Here is a 22617-nt window from a genome sequence, read left to right on the forward strand (position 1 = left end):
CCATGACAGATGTGCCTTGGCTTATTTTTAATGGAAGGACGGATAAAGTTGGTATGTAGATTTTTGTTATGGTCTCACTAGGTATATAATATAACTGTGCTATAATTTAAACAGTATAAACTTGAGGAGGCTATTTTAGATGACGGAACATGATCTATCTACACATACATCCAAACAGCTTCACAATATACCGGTATCCATTCTGGATCTGGCTCCAATTACGGAAGGCAGCACAGCCGCTGAATCGCTTCGGAATTCGCTGGATCTTGCGCAGCATGCAGAGAAATGGGGTTACCATCGCTACTGGTTTGCTGAGCATCATAACATGACAGGTATCGCAAGCTCAGCGACGTCCGTTGTAATTGGTCATATCGCAGCCGGTACCCATACCATGCGGATCGGTGCTGGTGGCATTATGCTGCCAAACCATTCCCCACTCGTCATAGCAGAGCAATTCGGCACACTAGAATCTCTGTTTCCGGGGCGTATTGACCTCGGTCTTGGGAGAGCGCCGGGATCGGATCAACTGACAGCACGAGCTTTACGCCGGGGCCCAGGTAGTGACGGACAAGATTTCCCTGAACGACTGGGAGAGCTTCGCAATTATTTCCATCCAACTTCCGGCTCCTCTATGCGAGTTAGAGCAGTGCCTGGCGAAGGTCTGGACGTTCCAATCTGGTTGCTGGGATCAAGTGGGTTCAGCGCACAGCTCTCGGCACAATTAGGTCTACCGTTTGCGTTCGCCAGCCATTTTGCACCAGATTATCTGCTCCCTGCACTCGATCTGTATCGCAGTAACTTCAAACCTTCAGAAGCTTTACAGCAGCCGTACGCCATGATAGGTCTTAATGTGATCTGCGCAGATACAGATGAAGAGGCTCAGAGACTTGCCACTTCAGCTCAACAGCAGTTCCTGAACATCATTCGGGGCCGTACAGGTCAGCTCAAGCCGCCAGTGGATTCCATGGACGATGTCTGGACCCCGCAGGAAAAAGCTATTGTCGGACGCACTTTAAGCTTCTCCGCAATTGGAAGCCCAGCTACTGTTCGCCAACAACTGGATCGCTTCATGGACATGACAAGTGCGGATGAAATTATTGTCGCTTCAGCCATCTATGATCATAAGGCTCGTCTGCGGTCCTATGAACTGCTTGCAGAAGTAGGCATTGCTACAAAATAGCAACACAAAACAACCCCTTGTTATCTACAAGGGGTTGTTAGTATTACGTGTATAAGATTATAATAGCTTTTGTTTGCTTACTTCGCTGTGTATCCGCCGTCTACAGGAAGCTCAACGCCAGTGATGTAATCAGACTCGTCAGAAGCTAGGAACAATACCGCTCTTGCGATATCTTCTGCTTTACCTAGACGTGGCAATGGAGTCATAGACTTGAACCAAGCTGACATTTTCTCATCTTTGAACATTTCTACAGTCATTGGTGTTTCGATGAATCCAGGGTGAATGGAGTTTGCACGAATGTTGTGCTTAGCGAAATCAACTGCTGTAGCTTTAGTCAGCATACGTACAGCGCCTTTACTTGCTGTGTAAGGGCCTGCGCCGCTACCGCCAGTAAGACCAGCGATGGAAGAGATGTTAATGATGGAACCTCCACCAGCATTGATCATATGTGGAATCACATATTTTTGACCCAAGAAAATGCTAGTAACGTTGATCTTCATCACTTTCTCAAAAGATTCAACCGTTTGCTCCATGAATGGAGTAGAGCTGGAGATACCAGCGTTGTTTACAAGAATATCGATCTTGCCGAATTTAGCAACCGCTTCGTCAGCAACACGGATCCAATCTTCTTCGGAAGCAACGTTATGCTTGATTGCAAGTGCTTCACTACCCAGTGCTTCGATCTCTTTTGCAACATCATTCAATTTATCATCTTGAAGGTCAGTAATAACAACCTTTGCTCCTTCTTTTGCGAAAAGAAGTGCGTCTGCTTTACCCATACCACCTGCTGCACCTGTAACGATAGCTACTTTGTTATCTAATCTTCCCATTAGGAATACCTCCTGTATGTGACTATTCGTCACTTGTATTGGTTATGTTGCTGTTGTAAGCGCTTGATCATCTTCTCGTATGATGAAATTAAAAGCTCGACTTCCTGCTCGGAGAAATCAGACCAAAGTCCTTCGGTCAATTCCTTGTATCGCTCCAGCATTCGTGACATATAACCTCGGCCTTGATCTGTAATCCGCAGGTAAACAATTCGTCTGTCCGTCTGGCTTGGAACACGCTCTATATATTCCTTGCTGACGAGCTTGTTGGTCAAGTTGGTAACAGCCGATAGAGTTACTCCTAGGGAACTAGCAAGTTCTGAACAAGTCCGCATTTCATCATCCGTAAGCATCTGAAGAATAAAGTATTGAGATGCCGTCAGATCATTGTCTAGCAGCTTAGCGAATCCGGCAACAAGACTGTTTACATGATTGGAAACCAAGTATGACAGCCTCCTTTTCTTGTCCAGAATCCATCACCTCAAATCTATCATCTTCCATCTTAAACGCTACAACATTAAGAAGTTAAAACCTTTAAACAATTCAAGCTTAATCCTGCTTCACAAAATAGTCAATGTTGCGTTATCCCTGATATGTTAGGAATTACCTGACCCGAACTCCTTGTACAATATATTAACCTTCAAAAAAGAGAGTAAAACGAAGAAAAACGAAGAATTGGTGTGATAATGATCACTCTTGTTAGTTGTCGAATTTTATCGTATTTTGGCATATTCTTGTGACAAATCTCCTAGATTTTTATCACGAAAAATATTTTTTTATGATACCTATATACTATCAATTCATTTTAACCTCTTAATATAATTTCACCAAAACATAACAAAATAAGCACCGTATCCCTATGATACAGTGCCATATTCTTGAACTCTTCACTACGAGATGCCGCTTACCAGCTCATGCAGCTTCTCTGGTGTTATTCTTTTTACAAAACGAGCGTAAGTCTCTTTCTTCTTACCATGTTCCTGAAAAATTGAGATCAAACGACTGACGATCGGAAAAATCTGCTCTTCCTTGAGCCCTTTTATGAACATCTGAGCAAGGTTAGCCTTGATTCCTTTGGATTCTCCCCCGATATAAATATCAAACTCATCCTTCATCTTCACCACAGCAATATCCTTAATAAGAGGTTCGCTTGTGCCTAAAGCACACCCAGCATATCCAATCTTAAGCGGACTTGGTACCACATGATCTGCCACGACTTTGTCGAGTTTCTTAGCTACATCCAGACCTGCATCCTCAGCCCCCCGGCAAAAGTTACATGTGATGAGGCTTTTGGAGAGAAACCCGGCAGGGTGCACTTCCAAGCCTACCTGCTCCAATTGCTCCTGCACTTCAGGCATTCGTTCTTCGTCCATCGCCACGTACAACTGTTTGAAGGTGGTCATTTCAATCTCTGCATCCGGTCCTAGGATCGAACCGAGTACAGCGAGCTGTTCCGGCCGGAAGAGAGTCCCTCCGACCTCGAAACCCGGTGTAACCGCGAACTTTTTAACCGCCATATCTCCCCGAATCTCCCCTCTATATAACGCTTCCCTTACAACTTTACACCTTCATCCGTTGTAGTCTGAGAGCATTGAGCACAACCGACACCGAGCTCAGTGCCATGGCTGCACCCGCTACCCAAGGAGCGAGAAGACCCAGGGCGGCAACCGGAATACCCAGAGAGTTATATCCTAGCGCCCAGAACAGATTCTGCCGAATATTTGACATCGTTTTGCGGCTCATATAGATGGCATCCGGAATACTGTTCAGATCGCCTTTCATGAGCGTAACGTCTGCGGCTTCCATAGCTACATCGGTACCTGTACCAATAGCCATTCCGATATCTGCCATCGCTAGTGCTGGTGCATCATTGATTCCATCTCCGACCATAGCTACCTTCTTACCTTGTTGCTGCAATTTCTTCACTTCTTCTGCTTTCCCCTCCGGGAGCACTTCAGCTCGAACGTGGTCAATGCCGGCTTCCTTAGCAATCGCTTGAGCTGTACGCTCATTGTCACCAGTAATCATGATGACATCTATACCCATGGCCTTCAGCCGAGCCACAGCTTCTTTCGATGTTTCCTTGATCGTATCCGCTACAGCTACTAGACCCGCGTACTGACCATCTACAGCAGCCAGCATTGCAGTTTTCCCTCCGGTCTCAAGCTGAGACATCCGCGTATCTGCCTCACCAATTTCAATCTGATGCTTGTTCATAAGCTTCCGGGTACCCACCAATACCGTGCGACCGTCTACAACCGCGCGAATTCCGTATCCTGGGACCGCTTCGAACTCATCCACTGGTGGGAGGGTTAAGCCTTCAGCTGTAACACCAGCAACAATCGCTTCTGCAAGTGGATGCTCCGAATTTCTCTCTGCTGCCCCAACGAGACGTTTGAACTCTAATTCATCGATTCCCTGAACCTCAACATCCGTAAGCTCTGGCTTTCCTTTCGTTACTGTGCCAGTTTTATCGAGAATAATCGTATCGATTTTGTGTGTGGACTCCAAATGTTCGCCGCCTTTAAACAGCACACCTAGCTCTGCAGCACGACCCGAACCTGCCATAATCGAGGTTGGTGTTGCAAGACCAAGCGCACATGGGCAGGCTATAACCAGAATAGCTATAGCTATTTCAAGCGAGCGTGCGAAGTCACCTGGCGTCACTACGAAATACCAAACCAAGAAAGCCACGACTGCTATACCTACAACAATCGGGACAAATATACCCGAAATTACGTCAGCCACCCGCTGGATCGGAGCCTTAGAGCCCTGGGCCTCTTCTACCACCTTGATAATCTGGGCAAGTGCAGTTTCTTTGCCTACCTTCGTTGCCTGAATCATCAATCTACCGTTCTTGTTCATCGTAGCACCGATGACTACATCCCCGGCTTTCTTCTCTACCGGAATACTCTCACCTGTCAACATCGACTCATCTACAGCCGACGTTCCTTCCACAACTTCGCCATCTACCGGAATCTTCTCACCCGGTTTAATAATGACTACATCTCCGCGCATGACCTGCTCAACGGGAATGGACATTTCTTGCCCATCACGAACAACGACGGCTGTCTTAGCCTGAAGTCCCATCAGTGTCTTAATCGCTTCAGAGGTCCGGCCTTTGGCCAGAGACTCGAATAGCTTACCAAGAAGGACAAGTGTAATCAGGATTGCACTCGTTTCATAATACATTGCAGGTCCGTGGTGAGCACTCGCTCCCGCTAGAGCCCAATCTATCGTCAAATACAGACTGTAAAAATAGGCGGCTGACGTTCCCAGAGACACAAGTACGTCCATATTCGCACTCTTATTACGCAGCGCCTTATATGCCCCTACATAAAACTGCTTACCAATGTAGAACTGAACTGGCGTAGCCAGTATGAGCTGGAACCAGGGATTCATAAACACATCTGGTATCCAGATCCATGAAGTGAATGAGAAATGACTAACCATAGACCAGAGCAGGGGCAGTGACAGTATCGCAGAGATGATCAGCTTACGTTTCTGTTTCTTTATCTCCTTCTCACGATGCTCTGTCTTATCCTGCTGCTCTTCTTTCGGCACTGCCTGATACCCAAGCTTATCAATTCGCTGCTGAATATCTGTGACACTAACCTCCGCCGGATTATACTCCACACGCAGACTCTCCATTGCAAAGTTTACAGCTGAACTAGAAACGCCAGGCATTTTACCAACGACTTTCTCTATCTTAACCGCACATGCCGCGCAGTACATACCAATTAACTGTAGATCCGCAGTCTCTTTCGTCGTACCATATCCCAGCTTTTCAATCTTCTCTTCCATCTGCTGAACGGTGACCATCTTCGGATCGAAGCTAACTGCCGCTCTTTCCAGCGCAAAGTTCACATTCGCCTCCTGCACACCCTCCATCTTGCTGAGCCCTTTCTCAATCCGATTCGCGCAAGCTGCACAGGTCATACCTGTTAGCTGTAGCGTAGTCTTCTTCAGCTCTTTCTGGAGTGATTCATTTGCTGCTCCCATGGCTCAATACACCTCTTTCCCATCGATTACATGCAATCTAGATAACCATGTATTCATGAATTCCATCTTCCTTCAAGTTTCGAATCTTCAACCTCGTAACATATACTCTAGCTCGGCTTATTGCCATTATCGTTACCGTGCTTCCAGACACTCATACCCAGCACGATTCTAAAGTCACACTCACTGTTCCTTTGATCTGATCGTCGGTGATCGTCGGTTGAACATTTCAACTCTTTACGAACTTTAGTTTACCCCCCTACCCTATATTTGTCAAGCAAAAGAAAGCCTAATTTCCTACAAAAAAATAAATAATAAAGCCACTCCGCATAACGGGTGGCAATTTACTGTTGGTGTTATGATCAGCAGTAGGCTTACTGCCATTCCACTGCTCTTGCAGCCTGTACTAATGAATTAAACATTATTTCATTAATTTATTCATTGTAATGAGAAGCTCTGATATGACTTCATCATCACCTTCTTGAATTCTCTCGATTACACAGCTCTTCATATGATGTTCCAACAGCAGCTTACCCACCCCATTAAGTGCTGACTGGATCGATGAGATCTGGTTTAACACATCGTCACAGTAAGTGTCTTTCTCAATAAGCCCCTTCACGCCGCGAATTTGTCCTTCAATCCGATTCAAACGACTGATTAAGTTGCTCTTGGTTTTATCCGAGTGATGACTCTTCCGTTCTCCTGAAACGCCACACGACTCGTGTGAGTGATTATCTGTTTCCACTTACGATCCCCTCCTGATATACATATCTTACAATAGCTACGATCACAACGTATAGATGCCGATCTTGTAGCCTCTCGTATTCCTATACTCTAAAAGAAGCCATCTATATAAACAGCTCTTCTAAGCTGTATATTTCGTTATTGAAGATAAAGACAGCCACCTAGCAGGCAGCCGTCTTTCAAAAACCTATCTGTATTATCGTTAGCCTAACAACAACTTTTCAATCTCCTGACGATTAAATACGAATCCAAAAAACTCCTGATTATTAATATATATGGTAGGAACCAGCGTTTTTCCAGAACGTTTCCGGAGTTTATCAGCATACTTCGGTTCATCAGCGATACTATATTCCTTATAGCTTATATCATGTTCATTCAGAAACTTCTTGAAGTTCCGGCAGTCTTCGCAGGTTGGCGTTGTGTATACTTCAACTTTCAGCTTCTTCATGGGAAGGCCCTCCTTCAAAAATAATGAAACGATGGTGCTTTGGTTCCATTATAACACATAGCCCCCCACCCTATCTAGATCTACTCCAATAAACAATCGGATACCCGCATAGTAATCGCTTACAATTCAATATTTCACACGCCATCACCGAATTTCAAAATACCGCTCTGCGTTCCGGTAACAAATGTCCTGAATGATTCCACCAATGTAGTCATAGTCTGCTGGGAGCTCTCCATCTTTGATCCATTCCCCGAACAAAGCACATAAGACACGCCGGAAATACTCATGCCTTGGAAAAGACATAAAGCTACGTGAATCCGTAAGCATGCCTACAAATGTACTGATTAGTCCAATAGAAGATAATGCCTTCAGCTGCTGAAGCATCCCTTCCTTCTGATCATGGAACCACCATGCTGAACCCAGTTGAAGCTTGCCTTCGACTTCAGAGGATTGGAAATTACCAATCGTCGATGCAATCATCTCATACTGCGCGCTATATAAGCTGTAGATAATCGTTTTAGGAAGTTCATTCGTCCGGTCAAGCTCACTTAAGAATGCATTCAGTGAAGCCGCCAGATGAAAATCAAGTATCGAGTCATACCCGGTATCCTTACCAAGAAGACCGAACATGCGAGCATTATTATTACGGATTGCTCCGATATGTAGCTGCATAGCCCATCCACGGGCACGATACATTCGTCCGAGTGCAAGCAGCGTAAAGGTACGATACTTCCCTTCCTCTTCAGACGAAACCTTCTCTCCACGCATTGCTTTCTTGAAAATGCCCACTACTTCTTTTTCAGACGCATTTACAAAAGGAAAGGCTCCGAATCCATGGTCTGACAATCGACAACCTTGCTCATGGAAGTAAGTAATCCGCTGATCTAGCCCATTTATAAGTCCGGAGTACGAATCGACCGTTACATTTGCGATATCCCCCAACGCCCTTACATACTCGGTAAATCCATCATGGTTAATGTCCAGCACGCGGTCAGGGCGGAACGCCGGTGTTACAATCGTCTTGATATCGGGATTAATTCTAATGCTACGATGGAACTCTAGATGGTCAATTGGATCGTCGGTCGTACAAGCTACTTTAACCTTGAATTTCTCCAGTATACCTGCCGCACGCAGGGATGGCTCCTGCAGCCGCTCATTACAACGATTCCACACGTCTTCCGCATTGTGCTCTGACAGTCGATCATGAATGCCAAAATATCGGGATAACTCTAGATGTGTCCAGTGATATAACGGGTTCCCAGCCATTCGAGGGACATTTTTGGCCCATACCATAAACTTGTCTTTGTCGGAGGCATTTCCTGTAATAAGCTCCTCATCAACACCAAGCCAGCGCAGAGCCCTCCATTTATAGTGGTCTCCATCCAGCCATATTTCTGTTAAATTATCAAACTGGCGATTTTCGGCAATATCTTGTGGACTCAAATGATTATGGTAATCAATTATAGGCATTTCTGCTGCATAATCATAATACAGCTTTCGGGCGCTTTTACTTGTGAGCAGCAGAGATTCCGTATCAAAACGACTCATTCTTCATTCCCTCCCCGTAATGGTCATTAACAATCATTTCCATACTACCATACTTGTATGGTAGTATGGAACGAAGGAGGTGATCATGTGGAAGATTCTTTACACATGGGACCTGGATCAGCAGGTAACATCGTATACAACAAGTTAAAACAACAGATCGTGAGCTTGGAGCTTCCGCCTGGAACATCACTGTCCGAGAAGGAAATGTCCCTTGCATTTGAGGTAAGCCGGACACCCGTTCGTGAAAGCTTTGTAAGATTGGCTCAAGAAGGGCTTGTTCTCGTATTGCCACAGCGAGGAACCAAGGTATCGCTAATTGATTCCGAGCTCGTTGAGGAAGCTCGCTTTATGAGAGAACAACTGGAGAAGGCTGTGATTCGGCTTGCATGTGAAGCATTTCCGGAGAATAAACTCGAGGAGCTTGAAGCCAACCTAGCCCAGCAAAAGGAAAGCATTGAACACCAGGATGGTAAACGAATGTTCGAGCTGGATGAGTCCTTTCATCGGATTTTATTCGAAGGCTGCCGTAAACAAGGAACTTGGAATATCATTCAGCAGATGAATGCACACCTGAACCGGAGCCGCATGCTGTGGCTATCTGCTAATCCACACTGGAGTCATCTGTATGAGCAGCACCGAGAGATGGCTGACGCGATCCGTCGACAAGATGGTGATTATGCGGAGCGCATCATGCAAGAGCATCTAAGTCTTATCATCTCGAACCTAACGGTACTTAAGGAGAAGCATCCGCATTATTTTAAGTAAACCATTGTTTGTATCGTATTTTTATGGAAGAGGCGGTGGAAATATGCGTATGGTATTCCGCTGGTTCGGTGAGGGGAACGACACAGTCTCGCTGGATCAGATTAGACAAATTCCCGGAGTAGAAGGTATTGTATGGGCACTCCATGATGTCCCCGTAGGAGAGGAATGGCCTATGGAGCGGATTCAGGAAATCCGTAAACAGGCTGATGTATACGGGCTACATCTAGATGTCGTGGAAAGTGTTAATGTCCACGAAGACATTAAGCTTGGCCTGCCTTCACGTGATCACTACATAGCGAACTATATTCGTACGATCGAGAAGCTAGCTGAGGTTGGCGTTAAAGTGATCTGTTACAACTTCATGCCCGTATTTGACTGGGTTCGTACGGATCTGCATAGAGCTTCGGGGGACGGATCAACGGCACTCTTTTTCGAAAAGGCACGGATTGACGGCATCGACCCGATGGAGCTTGTACGAAGCATTCATGATAACAGTGCATTAACCATGCCAGGCTGGGAGCCGGAGCGTCTTAATCATCTCTCCTCCTTGTTCGAGGCATATCGCAATGTGACGGAAGAGGATTTGTGGAACAACCTAGAGTATTTCTTAAGCGCCGTCATTCCAGCTGCGGAACAATGCGGTATTCGGATGGCCATCCATCCCGATGATCCACCTTGGCCGATCTTTGGACTGCCACGTATCATAACAAGCCAAGATCATATCCGAAGATTCCTGAACTTATATAATAGCCCGTCTAACAGCATAACATTGTGCAGCGGCTCTCTCGGAGCCAACCCAGACAATGACATCATTGCAATGATCCATGAATTTCATCTCCGGATTCCGTTCACCCATATTCGTAACGTACGTGTATTCGATAATGGTGATTTCATCGAAACCTCCCACCGAACTCAGGATGGCAGTGTGGATATTGCAGGTATTGTGAAAGCCTATAATGATAACGGTTTCAACGGGTATTGCAGACCTGACCATGGACGTCATATCTGGGGCGAGGAATGCCGTCCAGGCTACGGACTATATGACCGCGCACTCGGCATCATGTACTTGTGGGGGGTATGGGATGCGGCCCAAAGAGCCAAAACGGAAAATCAAAAGGAGGCTTCCGCTGTATGAGCCAATCCCCGCATTCAGCAAGACTTCCCCTCCACCCATCTCTTGCAGGAAAAGTTGCTGCGATCACAGGCGGGTCTGGGGTCTTGTGCCGAGCAATGGCACTGGAGCTTGGACGGCAAGGCGTAAAGGTAGTGGTTCTGAACCGAACCTTGGAGAAGGGACAGATCGTAGCGGATGAGATCCAGGCAATCGGTGGTGAAGCCATTGCTGTCGCTTGTGACGTCACGGATATCGAAAGCGTGCGCCTTGCTGAGCAGTCGGTGCGTAGTCAGCTTGGACCCTGCGACATCCTCATAAATGGAGCCGGTGGTAATCATAAGGATGCCAATACGACGAATGAAGTTTTTCGTCCAGAGGATCTGGAACATCCCGAGGTATCTACCTTCTTTGACCTCAGCGTTCCTGGCTTCCGAAGTGTAATGGATCTGAATTTTATCGGGACACTCATCCCGACCCAAGTCTTCGGTCAAGGCATGCTTGGCCGCCCCGGTGCCGTCGTGCTTAACGTCTCGTCCATGAGCGCACCTTCGCCGTTGACCAAGGTTCCAGCCTACAGTGCAGCGAAAGCAGCCATCAACAACTTTACCCAGTGGTTAGCGGTGCATCTTGCCGAGTCCGGCATTCGGGTCAATGCCATTGCACCCGGCTTCTTCTTGACGGACCAGAATCGTAGTCTTCTCACGCATGAAGATGGCTCTCTGACCGAGCGCTCGCATAAAATTATTACGCATACCCCAATGAGGCGCTTTGGTGTGCCTGAGGATCTGCTCGGTACCGTTCTCTGGCTTGTCGATGAACACACCTCCGGGTTCATTACCGGAACGGTCATCCCGGTAGATGGCGGCTTTATGGCCTATTCCGGGGTATAGTATACTTAGCAAACATGAGGTTACACTAGTTTTGAAAGAGTCTAAATAACCACCTTGACGATCTACTTGAAATATGGCATCTTAGTAAGAACAAATACACGAAAGCAATGAAGGGAAAATAGTAGCTTATCCATCGTTGTTCAAGCGAGCCGGCGACAGGTGTGAGGTCCGGTACAATGAGGTTAGTGAATGGGTCCCTTCGCTTCAAACCCAACCCCTGTCTATGCAGGGCAGTAGGCTTTGACGGTACTCCCCCGTTACCATGGGAGAAGTGATCGGAATAGGTTATGAATAATGACCCTCTTCCCGTCATGTTAAAGTGCGGCATATGTTGCCGAAAAGTGGTGGTACCGCGGAGTCAAACACTTCGTCCCTGATAACAGGGGCGAGGTGTTTTTTTATTGTTTCATAAACCAAAGGAGGTCAATAATTATGAACAAAAGAATGTTATCGGGCATTAAGCCCAGCGGAGATTTGAACATCGGGGGCTACAGTGGCTCACTCAGCCAATTTGTAGCGAACCAACACGACTATGATTGCTATTTCTTCATCCCTGACCTACACGCCATCACAGTCTATCAAGACCCTAAAGAGCTATACCAGCGCTCCCGGGACATTGCTGCCCTATATATTGCTGCTGGCATTGATCCGAAAAAGGCTGTCATCTTCCTGCAATCCCAGGTGTCTGCTCACGCGGAACTTGGATGGTTGCTAGAGACACAAGCACACTTCGGTGAACTGAGCCGGATGACACAATTTAAAGATAAATCGGAAGGTAAAGATACGGTCAGTTCCGCTCTCTTCACTTATCCCGTGCTGATGGCAGCCGATATCCTGCTCTATCAAGCTACTCACGTGCCAGTTGGTGATGATCAGAAGCAGCATATCGAGCTAACACGGGATCTGGCTACAAGGTTTAACAACAAGTACGCCCAGACCTTTGTATTACCTGAGCCGGTTATTCAAGATACAGGTGCAAGAATCATGGGTCTTGATGATCCATCCAGTAAGATGAGTAAGAGTAACCCGAACCAGAACAGCTACGTGTCACTTCTGGATGATCCAGCTGTAATCCGTAAGAAGTTCTCCAGAGCTGTAACAGACTCTGATATGTGTGTTCGCTATGACTGGGATACGAAACCAGAAGTGAGCAATCTACTTGAGATATATTCCGTATTCTCAGGCGAATCTATTGCATCGATTGAGAAACAATATGATGGCCAAGGATATGGTGCGTTCAAGAAAGGTCTAGCAGAAGCTGTGATTACGAAGCTCGAACCGATCCAGAAAACTTACCATGAAATCGTAAATTCCGCGGAGCTAGACAGCATCCTCAAGGACGGCGCAGCTCGTGCAAATGAAACCGCCCAAGCAACATTGACGGCTGCGAAGCGCGCAATGGGCCTCGTAACATTCTAAGCTTGCGTCTAAACATTTACTGATCCACTGACAATACAAGAGCCTCCTATATAGAAGAAAGGTGCAGGCCAATTCGGCATGACTCCACTTCTACAGGAGGCTCTTGTTCTTTTCTATTATGGAACTAATATGAGACTAAGTTGTCTTCATAATGAATCATTTATTTGAAAAATGCGGGCAGATACGCTTTGTGTGCTTCCAGCAGCTCATCCAGAACTTTTTTGGCTACATCTACAGACGGAACAAGCGGATGGTGAACGAGTGCCTGAAGTGCAATTCCACGGTCACCGGTTACAGCCGCATCAATCGTTAACTTCTCATATACTTTTACTGCATGCATTAATCCCTTCACATGCTCTGGCACGTGCTGAGGTGAAAGCACAATCGGTCCTTGTCCTGTCACTACGCAGTTTACCTCAATGCTAGCGTCCGCTGGCAAGAAGTCAAAGGTATTGCCATTCGCCACGTTCAACGTCTGAATATCACGTTTGTCGTTATAAATGGAGTTCATCAGATTCACCGCGGCCTCAGAATAAAAAGCCCCTCCACGCTGCTCCAACTGCTTCGGCTTCACGTCAAGATTCACATCTTGATACAGCTCGAATAATTCCTCTTCCACACGACTTACGACGTCTGCACGAGTGCCCTCCTTATCCAGTGAGGTCTTCATATCTGCAAACATTTTGTCTGTCATGTAAAAGTATTTCAAATAATAAGTTGGAATCGCACCTAACGATTTTATGAAGTCTGCGTCCCAGCCGAGGGTTGGAACGTTTTTGGCTGTGTAGCTTTTTCCGCCATCCAGCAATTCCGGTAGCTTCTCCTCACCACGAACGAGCGCCGAGGTTACCCAGTGCAGATGGTTAATACCTACGAACTCTGGCAGCACGTCTTTCTCAGGCACCTGATACTCTGCAGCTAAGAACTTCTGGACGTTAATTGGAGAGTTACACAAGCCAACTGAACGAACCTTACTGTGCTTCAGCACCGCTTCCGTCACAATACCTGCCGGATTCGTGAAATTCAGCATCCATGCATTCGGAGCGAGTTCCTCGATATCACGGCAAATATCCAGAATAACCGGAACCGTACGCAGCGCCTTCATCATGCCCCCTGGACCTGTTGTCTCCTGTCCAATGACTCCGTGCTGAATTGGAATATGCTCATCTAGCTTACGAGCAGCCAGTAAGCCGACACGCATCTGAGTTGTCACGAAATCTGCGCCTTCAATCGCTCGTCTGCGGTCAAGCGTCAGATGTACTTCAATCGGAAGTCCCGATTTCTCAATCATACGTTTAGCAAGGTTACCTACGATGTCCAGCTTATGCTGACCTTCCTCAATGTCAACGAACCACAATTCTCTGATCGGCATTTGATCATAGTTGCGAATAAATCCTTCCACAATTTCTGGGGTGTATGAGGAACCTCCACCGATGACTGTGATTTTGAGTCCATGTGCTTGTGTCACTTCAATCGCCTCCATAAGATGTTATATGAACTAAGTGATATCAGGTCGCTTAGAAAGATAGTGATTTCAGTCTACTCTCGGTCTCTGCGTCAATGACTTGACCATCCGCATCCATCGCACTTAGCAAAGCACCAGCCACAGGGTCCGCATTCAGATGAACGCATCTAGCACGAGGTGCTCGCTTCGCTACAATTCGTTCAATGGCATTGGTAAGAATCGAACTTCTACCTTTGTTTAAAACGCTTCCAATGTAGACGATATCAAACGCATCATTCTCCATTCCTAGACGCTCAATCAAAGTACATACGGCGTTAGCCAGCTCCTCGCCCTCAGTCTCAAGAATAGATACCGCTACGGTATCGCCCGCTTCAGCCGCTTCAAGCAATGTCTTCACCAGGCTAGATGGGACCGAGGTCTTACCATACAGAACATCCTCGTACAAAGTTTCAACAGAAGTGTATCCCGTGTGTTCAAGCACCATAGAAGTTAGCAAGGTTTGGGGACCTCGGCCATCCCACGCCCTTATAACAGACCGGAATGCTAGTAGCGCTAGTCCAGATCCACCCGCGTATCCATCTCCATACTTAAAGCCAAAACCACCGTATTGCAGTTCCTCGCCATCCTTATTCCGAGCTGCACTATTAAATCCAGTTCCACAGATGATTGCTGCACCATAGGAGCGGTCTGTGCCAGCACGCATGCCAATCATCGTATCACAGGCAATTTCGTGCCTTGGGTAACCCATACTTCCAATCATGGGACGAAGTATCTCATAATCCGCTTCTCGATCCGCTCCCGCTAATCCGAAATAAGCGAAGTTAAGCTCTTCCTTCCTAATTCCAGCCTCAAGCAATGCAGCTTCACAAGCAGCAGTGATATTACGCTCTGCTACTTCACGGTCAATCTGATGGTTACCGTTACCAGATATCCCTTTACCCAGCACACTACCTCGCTCATCCACGACAACAGCATGCGTCTTGCTCCCTCCAGCATCTACGCCCAGGTACTTTCTCATGAACTTCCTCCCTTTCGCAACAATCGCGCAATCGCAGGATTAAACGTTTACTATATGTTCAGAATAATCCTTTAGGAGGGCTCACACTACTGCTATACAAGTAAGAACTGATACTATCTTACTGTCATATATAAAATCATTATTTTTAAGACCGTTCTCTTAACTCACTAGGTGACAAGCCCGTATGCTGCTTAAAGAGTCGGTTGAAATTAGATAAATTACGAAACCCGCATTCGTCGGCAATACCAATAATCTTCAAATCCGTCGTCTCCAGCAAATGCACTGCCTTAGTCAATCTTAACTGAATCAAATAATTGAGTGGAGAAGTCCCTACAGCCTGTTGAAACAGCGCACTAAACCGCGAAGGGCTCAAGTGGGCAAGATCAGCCAATTCATTCAACGTCCACCCATAACCCAGATTCAGCTCCATCGTGTGGAGTACATCTCTAAGAACATGCATGCCGCGATGCTTCATAGGGAGTGGAACCATCTGCTGTGGTACTTCATGCAAATATCGGTTCGTAAGCGCAAGAAAACGGATGAGATCTGCTCGAATTAAGCTCATAAAGCCTTCTCCCTGCATGCGGTACTCTTCCATTATTCTGCAGAATAGCTGAACTAGCTGTGGTGTTACAGGCTCACCATGCGTAATGACATGGCTGAGATGTACACCCGCCTCACGAAATGGACGCATCAAATCCGGGTCATACTTCAGATCAATGGCCAGAAGTGAAGGATCAAACATCATAATATCCATCACCAGATCTTCCGTCTCGAAAGCCCGGTGTAAATCGTTACTATTAATAAAAAGAAGATCACCTTCCTGAAACGGTATCTTCATCCCATTGATGAGATAATAGCCGCTTCCTCTTCGGATGTAATTCATCTCTAAGGTTTGATGCCAATGTAGGCGTTGAAATCCGGGACTCACGCCCTCTGTCGTCGAAACCGTGAATGGAAAAGACATGTCCGGAAAGAGAATATGATCGCGCATGACCGTCTGTGGCCTGTCCATATTCACAAACCCACCTCCAGCTTATGTTCTTAAAAGCAGCGTTCTCATGCCGCTCCAAATCAATCATTCAAATATTACCATGATGTAATAAGACAGGCTATTACTCGTTATGACTTTAAATCGACGAAAAGGAAAATACTTCAATCCAACTCAAAAAGTGTTGCGCCTAATAGATCAGGTTACTATAATGGTAGTAACTTAAATGTAATACTTTATGAGATAAGGATGTGTCGGTTTGAATTTTCGAGTATATATACTGGCCATAGCCGCGTTTGTTGTTGGCATGGTGGAACTGATTGTTGGAGGTATCCTCAATCTTATTGCTGATGATCTCCACATATCGATCAGTTCGGCAGGTCAGTTTATCACCATTTTTTCAGTTTCTTTCGCTTTATCAGGTCCAATCCTCATCAATTTGACTGCAAAAATGGAGCGGAAAAAGCTCTATTTGTATACAATGGCTGTCTTTATGGTCAGTAACCTGATCGTAGCGTTCACCTCAAGTTATGCAGCCATCATCGTAGCTCGTGCGTTATCTGCTATGAGCGGTTCCGTCATCGTTGTATTGTCCATCTCAATGGCAGCTTCACTTGTGCCAGAATCGCATAAGGGACGAGCAATCGGAATTATTTATATGGGTATCAGTGGATCACTTGTGCTTGGCGTACCACTTGGAATCGTTATTGGTAATGCGTACGGCTGGCGTGCTCCATTCATCGCTATTGCACTGCTTAGCCTATTAGCCATGATTGGTATTGCCTTATTCACAAATCGTGTAGCTCCGAAGCCCGTCGTCCCTCTACGTGAACAGCTTGCTCTGTTAAAGAACAGCAAGATCATTAGTGCACAACTGATCGCATTCCTGATGCTGACCGGTCACCTGACCTTATATGGATACCTGCAGCCTTATGTGCAGTCTACATTTCACGTCAGCTCCAGTACGATGAGTGTCGTGTACTTCCTGTTCGGCATAGCTGCTGTAGTTGGTGGAGGAGCAGGTGGCTTTATAGCCGATCGATTCGGTACAAAACGCTCCATTCTCACCATTGTGGCTTGTTTCTCCATATCCATGTTTGTCGTCATGCTGACCGCACAAGTCTCATTCTGGGTGTTCCTCATCGCCATGATGCTATGGAGCGGGCTCAGCTGGGCGCTTTCTCCAGCACAGCAAGCTTATCTGCTTCAGCTGGCTCCAGACAATGCAGAGACTCAGCTGAGCCTGAACTCTTCTATGTTCCACTTGGGGATTGCACTTGGTTCCATGATCGGTAGTGCGGTTATTGCCCAAAGCTCGGTTGCTAACAACCCTTGGGTGGGAGGTACGATTGCCGCCGTTGCCTTTGGCGTAGCTGCCTTCTCACTGACCCGCAATTCCACAGGCAAGAAAGAACAGACCGTCTCGGCTTCGTCATAGTATTCAAGTTAATAATGACAATGTTTGTTAGACTTTTCTGTCATACACATGAAAGCCCCCGGCCTATGCAGCCAGGGGCTTCTTCGTATATATCTAATATCGAAGTCGGAGCAACAGAGACTTAATCTCCTCGTCCTTAAACATCTCTTCCGGATATTTACGGCTGAACGCCGTCAGCGCCATATCATGATAGAAAAACTCAGCAAATACCTTCACAAAGGGCTGTGCCTGCGTCCGGATTGCTTGCCAGCTCCCCTGCTCCACACCTGCGAACAGCAGCTGCTTCGTATCGATCACAAGAAGCATAAATCTCTCTAACTTATCGTGATCTGCGGTAGGGTTCAGAACATATAACTTCGACAAGTTAACATCAGGGTGATCACTCCCCGTCACCAGTGCCTCAACACGCACGCCCTCACGTTCTTTACGGTTCAGTAGATCCGTAATTTCACTAAATTCGTCGCTCCACATGGAGACGAGAACAGACTCCTGTGCTTCCTCAATCATCTGCTTGCAGAACGCTTGAATGGAGCTGTGCGACTTCAGACTCCACACCTGGTCATCCACAACCTGTTTACGGACACCTGCTGAACGAAGCTCCTTTATATCACTTTCAAACTCATGCGTCAGCTTGTCAATGACTGCCTCAACAGGCAGTGCTGTATAGGTTCGCTTTTTACCGGATACGGTGTCCATCACGATTCCCTTATCAACTAGACGATCAAGCACCTCATAAATCTTGGCCTTGGGAACACCAGAGAGCTTCACAATACTTGATGCATCCATCGCCTCACCGCTCGTTACCAGCGTTTCATATACTTTACTCTCGTACTGCGAGTACCCGAATTGTAGAAGCATAGCTCCTCCTTGTACACTCTTGTTACCCTCTATGTTACCGGAGCGCGGGCCGATTGACCAGTCCACTCATAACACCTAACCATATATATTTAATAAATGAATTAGAACCAAAAATACGCACGTGAACAATCCATTAGAAAAGAACGCTCCAATGGCAAGCTGCCTAACCGCTTCCGCTCATGGCTCTGTTGAAAATTCAAGGATAAATCCGTTAGAGCAGACTCCGCGAGTCTACATCGAAGAGCTCCCCATTCCTGCCGCTCTACAATTCGCAGAGCTTCCTCCAGAGGTAATCCCTTCAAATGCCTAAATACAGATGACCAGCGCACCAGATCCGCGAACTCTCTTGTCTCTGGCAGTGTATACTCCGCATAGCCAGAAGCCGTACTGCAAGATATTTTGAGCAAGCCGCAGTTCGGGCTACTTATATTCCTTGGTAAAAACCGTTCAGCATAAGCACAGTCAAAACGAAAAATTTCGATATAACGTATCGTTGTCTCTTGTAATGTAGGTTCCGTTAACGCTGGCAAAGGTTCGATTATTCTAGCCATGACGCGTGTCTCCTTTTCATCGGTTCGATTACAACTCTATTTGTAGATCATATGGATGAAGTTGGATGAATCATACGTTATGTCCCTTCCAAAGTAAATATCCATAACAGGTCTATATCTTCAAAAAACACACGAAAATGCCAAGTGAAAACGCGTACATTACACCCTTACATCGATTATCTATCCAAATGCACAGTATCTTGCGAGTTTGCTTATTTCGGGAGATAAACAGAGAAATATAGAGCATCATGCAGTATAAATGAGAATTCAACTCACTTATCACCCTTTCTGGTTATAAAACAGCTCAATACATGCTTCTCCCTCGATTTACATTCTAAATCGCCAGAAGTATGATACGAAGCATGAATTGAACAATGAATTCACTTGAATCGCTGAATGCCCTTGTCATGTAAGGGATCGGGGGAACCAAATCAAGAGATGTGCAAGGTGGTGTGAGAGCCGCCTGAAGCATCTTCCAGGGGTGAATCCTGCTTCTAAATCCAATGAAATACTGGATTTCAGGTGCAGGTAGGGCGACTCTCACCGCCCGAATCCGTCAGCTAACCTCGTAAGCGTTAGAGCTTAAGCCATTTATGCCTTAATCTGCATAGATTCGCTTGCTTATAGGAGAGGATGATGAAGCTTGTGATCGGGTAATCTCGACCACAGAGGCCTCTAGCCCTCTGTGGTTTCTTTAGATGAACAAATGCTTTTATTCGCTGAGTCCTTGAACGGAAAAGGAACGGGGGAACCAAACGGGAGATATGCATTTCTCTCTGGGGTGAATCTCATCGGCAGGATCACTGCCTATGGGTAGGGCGACTCTCACGCCCGAATCCGTCAGCTAACCTCGTAAGCGTTACTTAGAGAGAGGCAACGATTGTCGTGTGCAGGGCACGGTGTATTTCACTGTGCCATCTTAAAGCCACGGGAAGAGTGATCCTCCTTCCCTGTGGCTTTTTTTGTTGTCTTCTCTTTCTAACCATTAGGAGGAGAAATCATGGAGGAATGGCAAGAAATGATATTAGTATCCGCACCAACCAAGGCTGGAGAGGAATTTATCCACCAGCTCATCTATTATAAAATCCCGTTCGCAGCGATCGCGAATAACCGTGCAGAACGGGATCGTCTTGAGAGCATCGGGACGAAGAACATCGTCTTCATTGATACCACCGATGAACAAACCTGGATCATACCGGATTTTTCCGTGAGCAAGGTGTTTCTGTTCGAAAGCAGCCTGAATTTATGCTGCCGTTACTTGCGGATATGCCGCACATGGACAACGGATCCAATCTATGTCATCACGCATTCAAGCAATCCCAGATTAATTTATAAAGGACTTGGCGCTACCTTTGTGATTCATACCAATAACCATCATGTGTCCTTCTTAGTTTCATCACTCACCAGCTAACCTTGATCCATACTTCATTAAACATGTTTTGGAGGGATTTACATGCAGGATTTGTACATGGTGCTCATTCTCGGAGGAACCTACACGCTATTCACCCTGTTTCTATCCTGGTGTGGACGCGTAGTCCATGAACCGGAGGCAGATAACGAATGATCATTATTATGTTATTGCTGATTTTTATCTTTCTATATTTGATTTACGCGCTGATTCACCCGGAACAATTCTAGGGGTGCTATTGAAGGAGGAAGCAATCAATCATGGGCATTATACAAATTGCCATCGTTATTCTAGTTCTGGTGCTGCTCGTTAAACCAATCGGAACTTACGTGTATCATGTATTTCGCGATGAAGCCAGCAGGACGGATAAATGGTTCTCATGGGTAGAGAAACCGATCTACCGATTAATCGGGCTTAAAGAACGTAAGGGCATGACTTGGAAAGTATATGCCCTTAGCTTTGTAATGACGAACATCGTACTCGTCGCCGTTGGGTATCTCATCCTACGGCTGCAAAAGGCGCTTCCTTTCAATCCGAACGGGGTTGATCATATGGAGCCGACACTGTCATTTAACACCATCATCAGCTTTATGACGAACACGAATCTCCAGCACTATAGTGGTGAATCAGGACTGTCCTACTTCTCTCAGATGGCTGTCATCACGATGATGATGTTCACCTCCGCTGCAACGGGGCTATGTGTCGCGATCGCATTCATTCGGGCGATTACGAGTAAGGGAACGACCATTGGTAACTTCTTCGAGGATTTTGTTAAGGCACATACAAGAATATTTATCCCCTTAGCTTTTGCTGTGGCTCTGTTGCTCGTTGCTCTGCATGTTCCTCAAACCTTAAAACCTACGATTAACGTAACGACGCTTGAGGGTACCGAGCAGCAAGTATCGGTGGGTCCGGTGGCGGCACTAGAGTCCATCAAACATCTGGGTACGAACGGCGGTGGATTTTTCGGTGTGAATTCTTCACATCCATTTGAGAATCCGAGTCCGCTCACGAATGTAATCGAAATCTTATCCATGTGGTGCATTGCGGCAGCTCTGCCGTACACGTTCGGCTTGTTCGCGAAGAACCGGAAGCAAGGGTGGGTTATTTTCTCCGTCATGATGGTTCTGTTTACCTTGTTTCTATCGCTTGCCTATGTCTCGGAATCGAGCGGAAATCCTGCAATGAACCAGCTTGGAATCGATGCCTCACAAGGCAATATGGAAGGTAAAGAGGTCCGTTTTGGTGTTGCACAGTCTGCTCTATTCACGACAGTCACCACAGCCGCCACCACCGGGTCCGTCAACAATATGCACGATACGCTGACCCCGCTCGGTAGCATTACACCGCTCTCGCTCATGATGCTGAATTCCGTGTTCGGCGGAAAAGGTGTAGGTCTGATGAACATGATGATGTACGCGATCTTGGCTGTATTCCTTGCGGGGCTCATGGTCGGACGTACACCGGAGTTTCTGGGGCGGAAGATTGAGGCAAGAGAAATGAAGCTGATTGCAATCGCCATTCTAGCTCATCCTTTTATCATTCTTGCACCAACGGCGCTTGCACTCATAACAGATGCCGGTCAGTCCGGGATTACAAATGGTGGGTTCCACGGCATTTCACAAGTGCTGTATGAATACACATCCTCGGCAGCTAATAACGGCTCAGGGTTTGAGGGGCTCGCAGATAACACACCATTCTGGAACATTTCAACTGGACTTGTCATGCTCTTTGGGCGTTATGTCTCCATGATTGCCCTTCTGGCCGTCGGCGGTTCTCTGCTACGCAAACAGTGGGTTCCCGAGACACTTGGAACCTTCCGCACGGATAACCGGCTATTCGCCTTTATTCTCATTGCAGTAGTCCTGATCATCGGGGCACTGACATTCCTGCCTGTGATTGTGCTTGGCCCGATCGCCGAGCATTTAACGATCCGTTAAAAGAAAAGGTGGAT

At 46.5% G+C, this 22617-nt stretch carries 21 protein-coding genes, 2 riboswitches and 1 other annotated feature; of the genes, 9 read left to right on the top strand and 12 right to left on the bottom strand.

Annotated elements, in window-relative coordinates:
- Positions 1 to 139 precede the first annotated feature (139 nt).
- The gene (locus tag ACK8P5_RS24375) at positions 140 to 1180 is read left to right on the top strand and encodes an LLM class flavin-dependent oxidoreductase (RefSeq protein WP_422658756.1); all 1041 of its coding nucleotides are present in this window, start codon (positions 140 to 142) and stop codon (positions 1178 to 1180) included.
- Between the two features lie 77 nt (positions 1181 to 1257).
- Here the strand turns inward: ACK8P5_RS24375 and ACK8P5_RS24380 are convergent, their stop codons facing one another.
- The 7 genes from ACK8P5_RS24380 to uxaC form a co-directional block, all read right to left on the bottom strand.
- Complete coding sequence (locus ACK8P5_RS24380) at positions 1258 to 2010, bottom strand: SDR family NAD(P)-dependent oxidoreductase (protein WP_422658757.1); 753 nt, start codon at positions 2008 to 2010, stop codon at positions 1258 to 1260.
- A gap of 29 nt (positions 2011 to 2039) precedes the next feature.
- Positions 2040 to 2450 carry a MarR family winged helix-turn-helix transcriptional regulator gene (locus tag ACK8P5_RS24385; protein ID WP_422658758.1) on the bottom strand — a complete coding sequence of 137 codons (411 nt, stop codon included), beginning with the start codon at positions 2448 to 2450 and terminating at the stop codon, positions 2040 to 2042.
- Between the two features lie 447 nt (positions 2451 to 2897).
- On the bottom strand, positions 2898 to 3524 hold the full coding sequence (locus ACK8P5_RS24390; RefSeq protein WP_422658759.1) for a nitrite reductase: 627 nt from the start codon (positions 3522 to 3524) through the stop codon (positions 2898 to 2900).
- A gap of 43 nt (positions 3525 to 3567) precedes the next feature.
- Positions 3568 to 6009, bottom strand: a complete 2442-nt coding sequence (locus tag ACK8P5_RS24395; protein WP_422658760.1) for a heavy metal translocating P-type ATPase — start codon at positions 6007 to 6009, stop codon at positions 3568 to 3570.
- Between the two features lie 418 nt (positions 6010 to 6427).
- Positions 6428 to 6751 carry a metal-sensitive transcriptional regulator gene (locus ACK8P5_RS24400; protein ID WP_422658761.1) on the bottom strand — a complete coding sequence of 108 codons (324 nt, stop codon included), beginning with the start codon at positions 6749 to 6751 and terminating at the stop codon, positions 6428 to 6430.
- Positions 6752 to 6952: 201 nt separating this feature from the next.
- The gene (locus ACK8P5_RS24405; RefSeq protein ID WP_422658762.1) at positions 6953 to 7198 is read right to left on the bottom strand and encodes a glutaredoxin family protein; all 246 of its coding nucleotides are present in this window, start codon (positions 7196 to 7198) and stop codon (positions 6953 to 6955) included.
- Between the two features lie 144 nt (positions 7199 to 7342).
- Entirely contained in the window at positions 7343 to 8746 is a 1404-nt protein-coding gene (gene uxaC, locus ACK8P5_RS24410) for a glucuronate isomerase (protein ID WP_422658763.1), read from the bottom strand.
- Positions 8747 to 8851: 105 nt separating this feature from the next.
- On the opposite strand from uxaC, the gene ACK8P5_RS24415 reads away from it, so the two are divergent.
- The 4 genes from ACK8P5_RS24415 to trpS all read left to right on the top strand — a co-directional run bounded on the left by ACK8P5_RS24415 (position 8852) and on the right by trpS (position 12934).
- Complete coding sequence (locus ACK8P5_RS24415; protein ID WP_422661575.1) at positions 8852 to 9511, top strand: GntR family transcriptional regulator; 660 nt, start codon at positions 8852 to 8854, stop codon at positions 9509 to 9511.
- A 43-nt stretch (positions 9512 to 9554) separates the two neighbouring features.
- Positions 9555 to 10646 (top strand): mannonate dehydratase, encoded by a 1092-nt coding sequence (gene uxuA, locus ACK8P5_RS24420; protein ID WP_422658764.1) that lies wholly within the window; start codon positions 9555 to 9557, stop codon positions 10644 to 10646.
- The gene (locus ACK8P5_RS24425) at positions 10643 to 11515 is read left to right on the top strand and encodes an SDR family oxidoreductase (RefSeq protein WP_422658765.1); all 873 of its coding nucleotides are present in this window, start codon (positions 10643 to 10645) and stop codon (positions 11513 to 11515) included. Before uxuA ends, ACK8P5_RS24425 begins: the two co-directional genes overlap by 4 nt.
- A gap of 98 nt (positions 11516 to 11613) precedes the next feature.
- Positions 11614 to 11893: a binding site (T-box leader), on the top strand.
- Positions 11894 to 11947: 54 nt separating this feature from the next.
- On the top strand, positions 11948 to 12934 hold the full coding sequence (gene trpS / locus ACK8P5_RS24430; protein ID WP_422658766.1) for a tryptophan--tRNA ligase: 987 nt from the start codon (positions 11948 to 11950) through the stop codon (positions 12932 to 12934).
- 160 nt (positions 12935 to 13094) lie between these two features.
- Here trpS and ACK8P5_RS24435 read toward each other — a convergent pair whose 3' ends face one another.
- From ACK8P5_RS24435 to ACK8P5_RS24445, 3 genes are all read right to left on the bottom strand, one after another.
- Positions 13095 to 14402, bottom strand: a complete 1308-nt coding sequence (locus ACK8P5_RS24435) for a 6-phospho-beta-glucosidase (protein WP_422658767.1) — start codon at positions 14400 to 14402, stop codon at positions 13095 to 13097.
- A gap of 49 nt (positions 14403 to 14451) precedes the next feature.
- The gene (locus tag ACK8P5_RS24440) at positions 14452 to 15417 is read right to left on the bottom strand and encodes an N-acetylglucosamine kinase (RefSeq protein ID WP_422658768.1); all 966 of its coding nucleotides are present in this window, start codon (positions 15415 to 15417) and stop codon (positions 14452 to 14454) included.
- A 145-nt stretch (positions 15418 to 15562) separates the two neighbouring features.
- On the bottom strand, positions 15563 to 16432 hold the full coding sequence (locus ACK8P5_RS24445; RefSeq protein WP_422658769.1) for a helix-turn-helix domain-containing protein: 870 nt from the start codon (positions 16430 to 16432) through the stop codon (positions 15563 to 15565).
- Positions 16433 to 16667: 235 nt separating this feature from the next.
- Between ACK8P5_RS24445 and ACK8P5_RS24450 the strand changes: the two genes are divergently transcribed.
- Positions 16668 to 17846 (top strand): MFS transporter, encoded by a 1179-nt coding sequence (locus tag ACK8P5_RS24450; protein WP_422658770.1) that lies wholly within the window; start codon positions 16668 to 16670, stop codon positions 17844 to 17846.
- Between the two features lie 93 nt (positions 17847 to 17939).
- On the opposite strand, the gene ACK8P5_RS24455 is transcribed toward ACK8P5_RS24450, so the two are convergent.
- Both ACK8P5_RS24455 and ACK8P5_RS24460 read right to left on the bottom strand, forming a co-directional pair.
- The gene (locus tag ACK8P5_RS24455; RefSeq protein WP_422658771.1) at positions 17940 to 18704 is read right to left on the bottom strand and encodes a TrmB family transcriptional regulator; all 765 of its coding nucleotides are present in this window, start codon (positions 18702 to 18704) and stop codon (positions 17940 to 17942) included.
- A gap of 101 nt (positions 18705 to 18805) precedes the next feature.
- Entirely contained in the window at positions 18806 to 19255 is a 450-nt protein-coding gene (locus ACK8P5_RS24460) for a hypothetical protein (protein WP_422658772.1), read from the bottom strand.
- Positions 19256 to 19635: 380 nt separating this feature from the next.
- A riboswitch (cyclic di-AMP (ydaO/yuaA leader) is annotated at positions 19636 to 19845 on the top strand.
- A gap of 117 nt (positions 19846 to 19962) precedes the next feature.
- Positions 19963 to 20129, top strand: a riboswitch (cyclic di-AMP (ydaO/yuaA leader).
- A 126-nt stretch (positions 20130 to 20255) separates the two neighbouring features.
- On the opposite strand from ACK8P5_RS24460, the gene ACK8P5_RS24465 reads away from it, so the two are divergent.
- The 3 genes from ACK8P5_RS24465 to kdpA all read left to right on the top strand — a co-directional run bounded on the left by ACK8P5_RS24465 (position 20256) and on the right by kdpA (position 22603).
- Positions 20256 to 20666, top strand: coding sequence for a hypothetical protein (locus tag ACK8P5_RS24465; protein WP_422658773.1), 411 nt, complete (start codon positions 20256 to 20258; stop codon positions 20664 to 20666).
- A gap of 161 nt (positions 20667 to 20827) precedes the next feature.
- A complete protein-coding gene (locus tag ACK8P5_RS24470) occupies positions 20828 to 20893 on the top strand; it encodes a potassium-transporting ATPase subunit F (protein ID WP_422661576.1) in 66 nt (21 codons plus the stop codon).
- Positions 20894 to 20923: 30 nt separating this feature from the next.
- On the top strand, positions 20924 to 22603 hold the full coding sequence (gene kdpA, locus ACK8P5_RS24475; RefSeq protein WP_422658774.1) for a potassium-transporting ATPase subunit KdpA: 1680 nt from the start codon (positions 20924 to 20926) through the stop codon (positions 22601 to 22603).
- The last annotated feature ends 14 nt before the right edge of the window (positions 22604 to 22617 follow it).

This window comes from Paenibacillus sp. EC2-1, from assembly GCF_049311625.1.
Taxonomy (GTDB): Bacteria; Bacillota; Bacilli; order Paenibacillales; family Paenibacillaceae; genus Paenibacillus_AQ.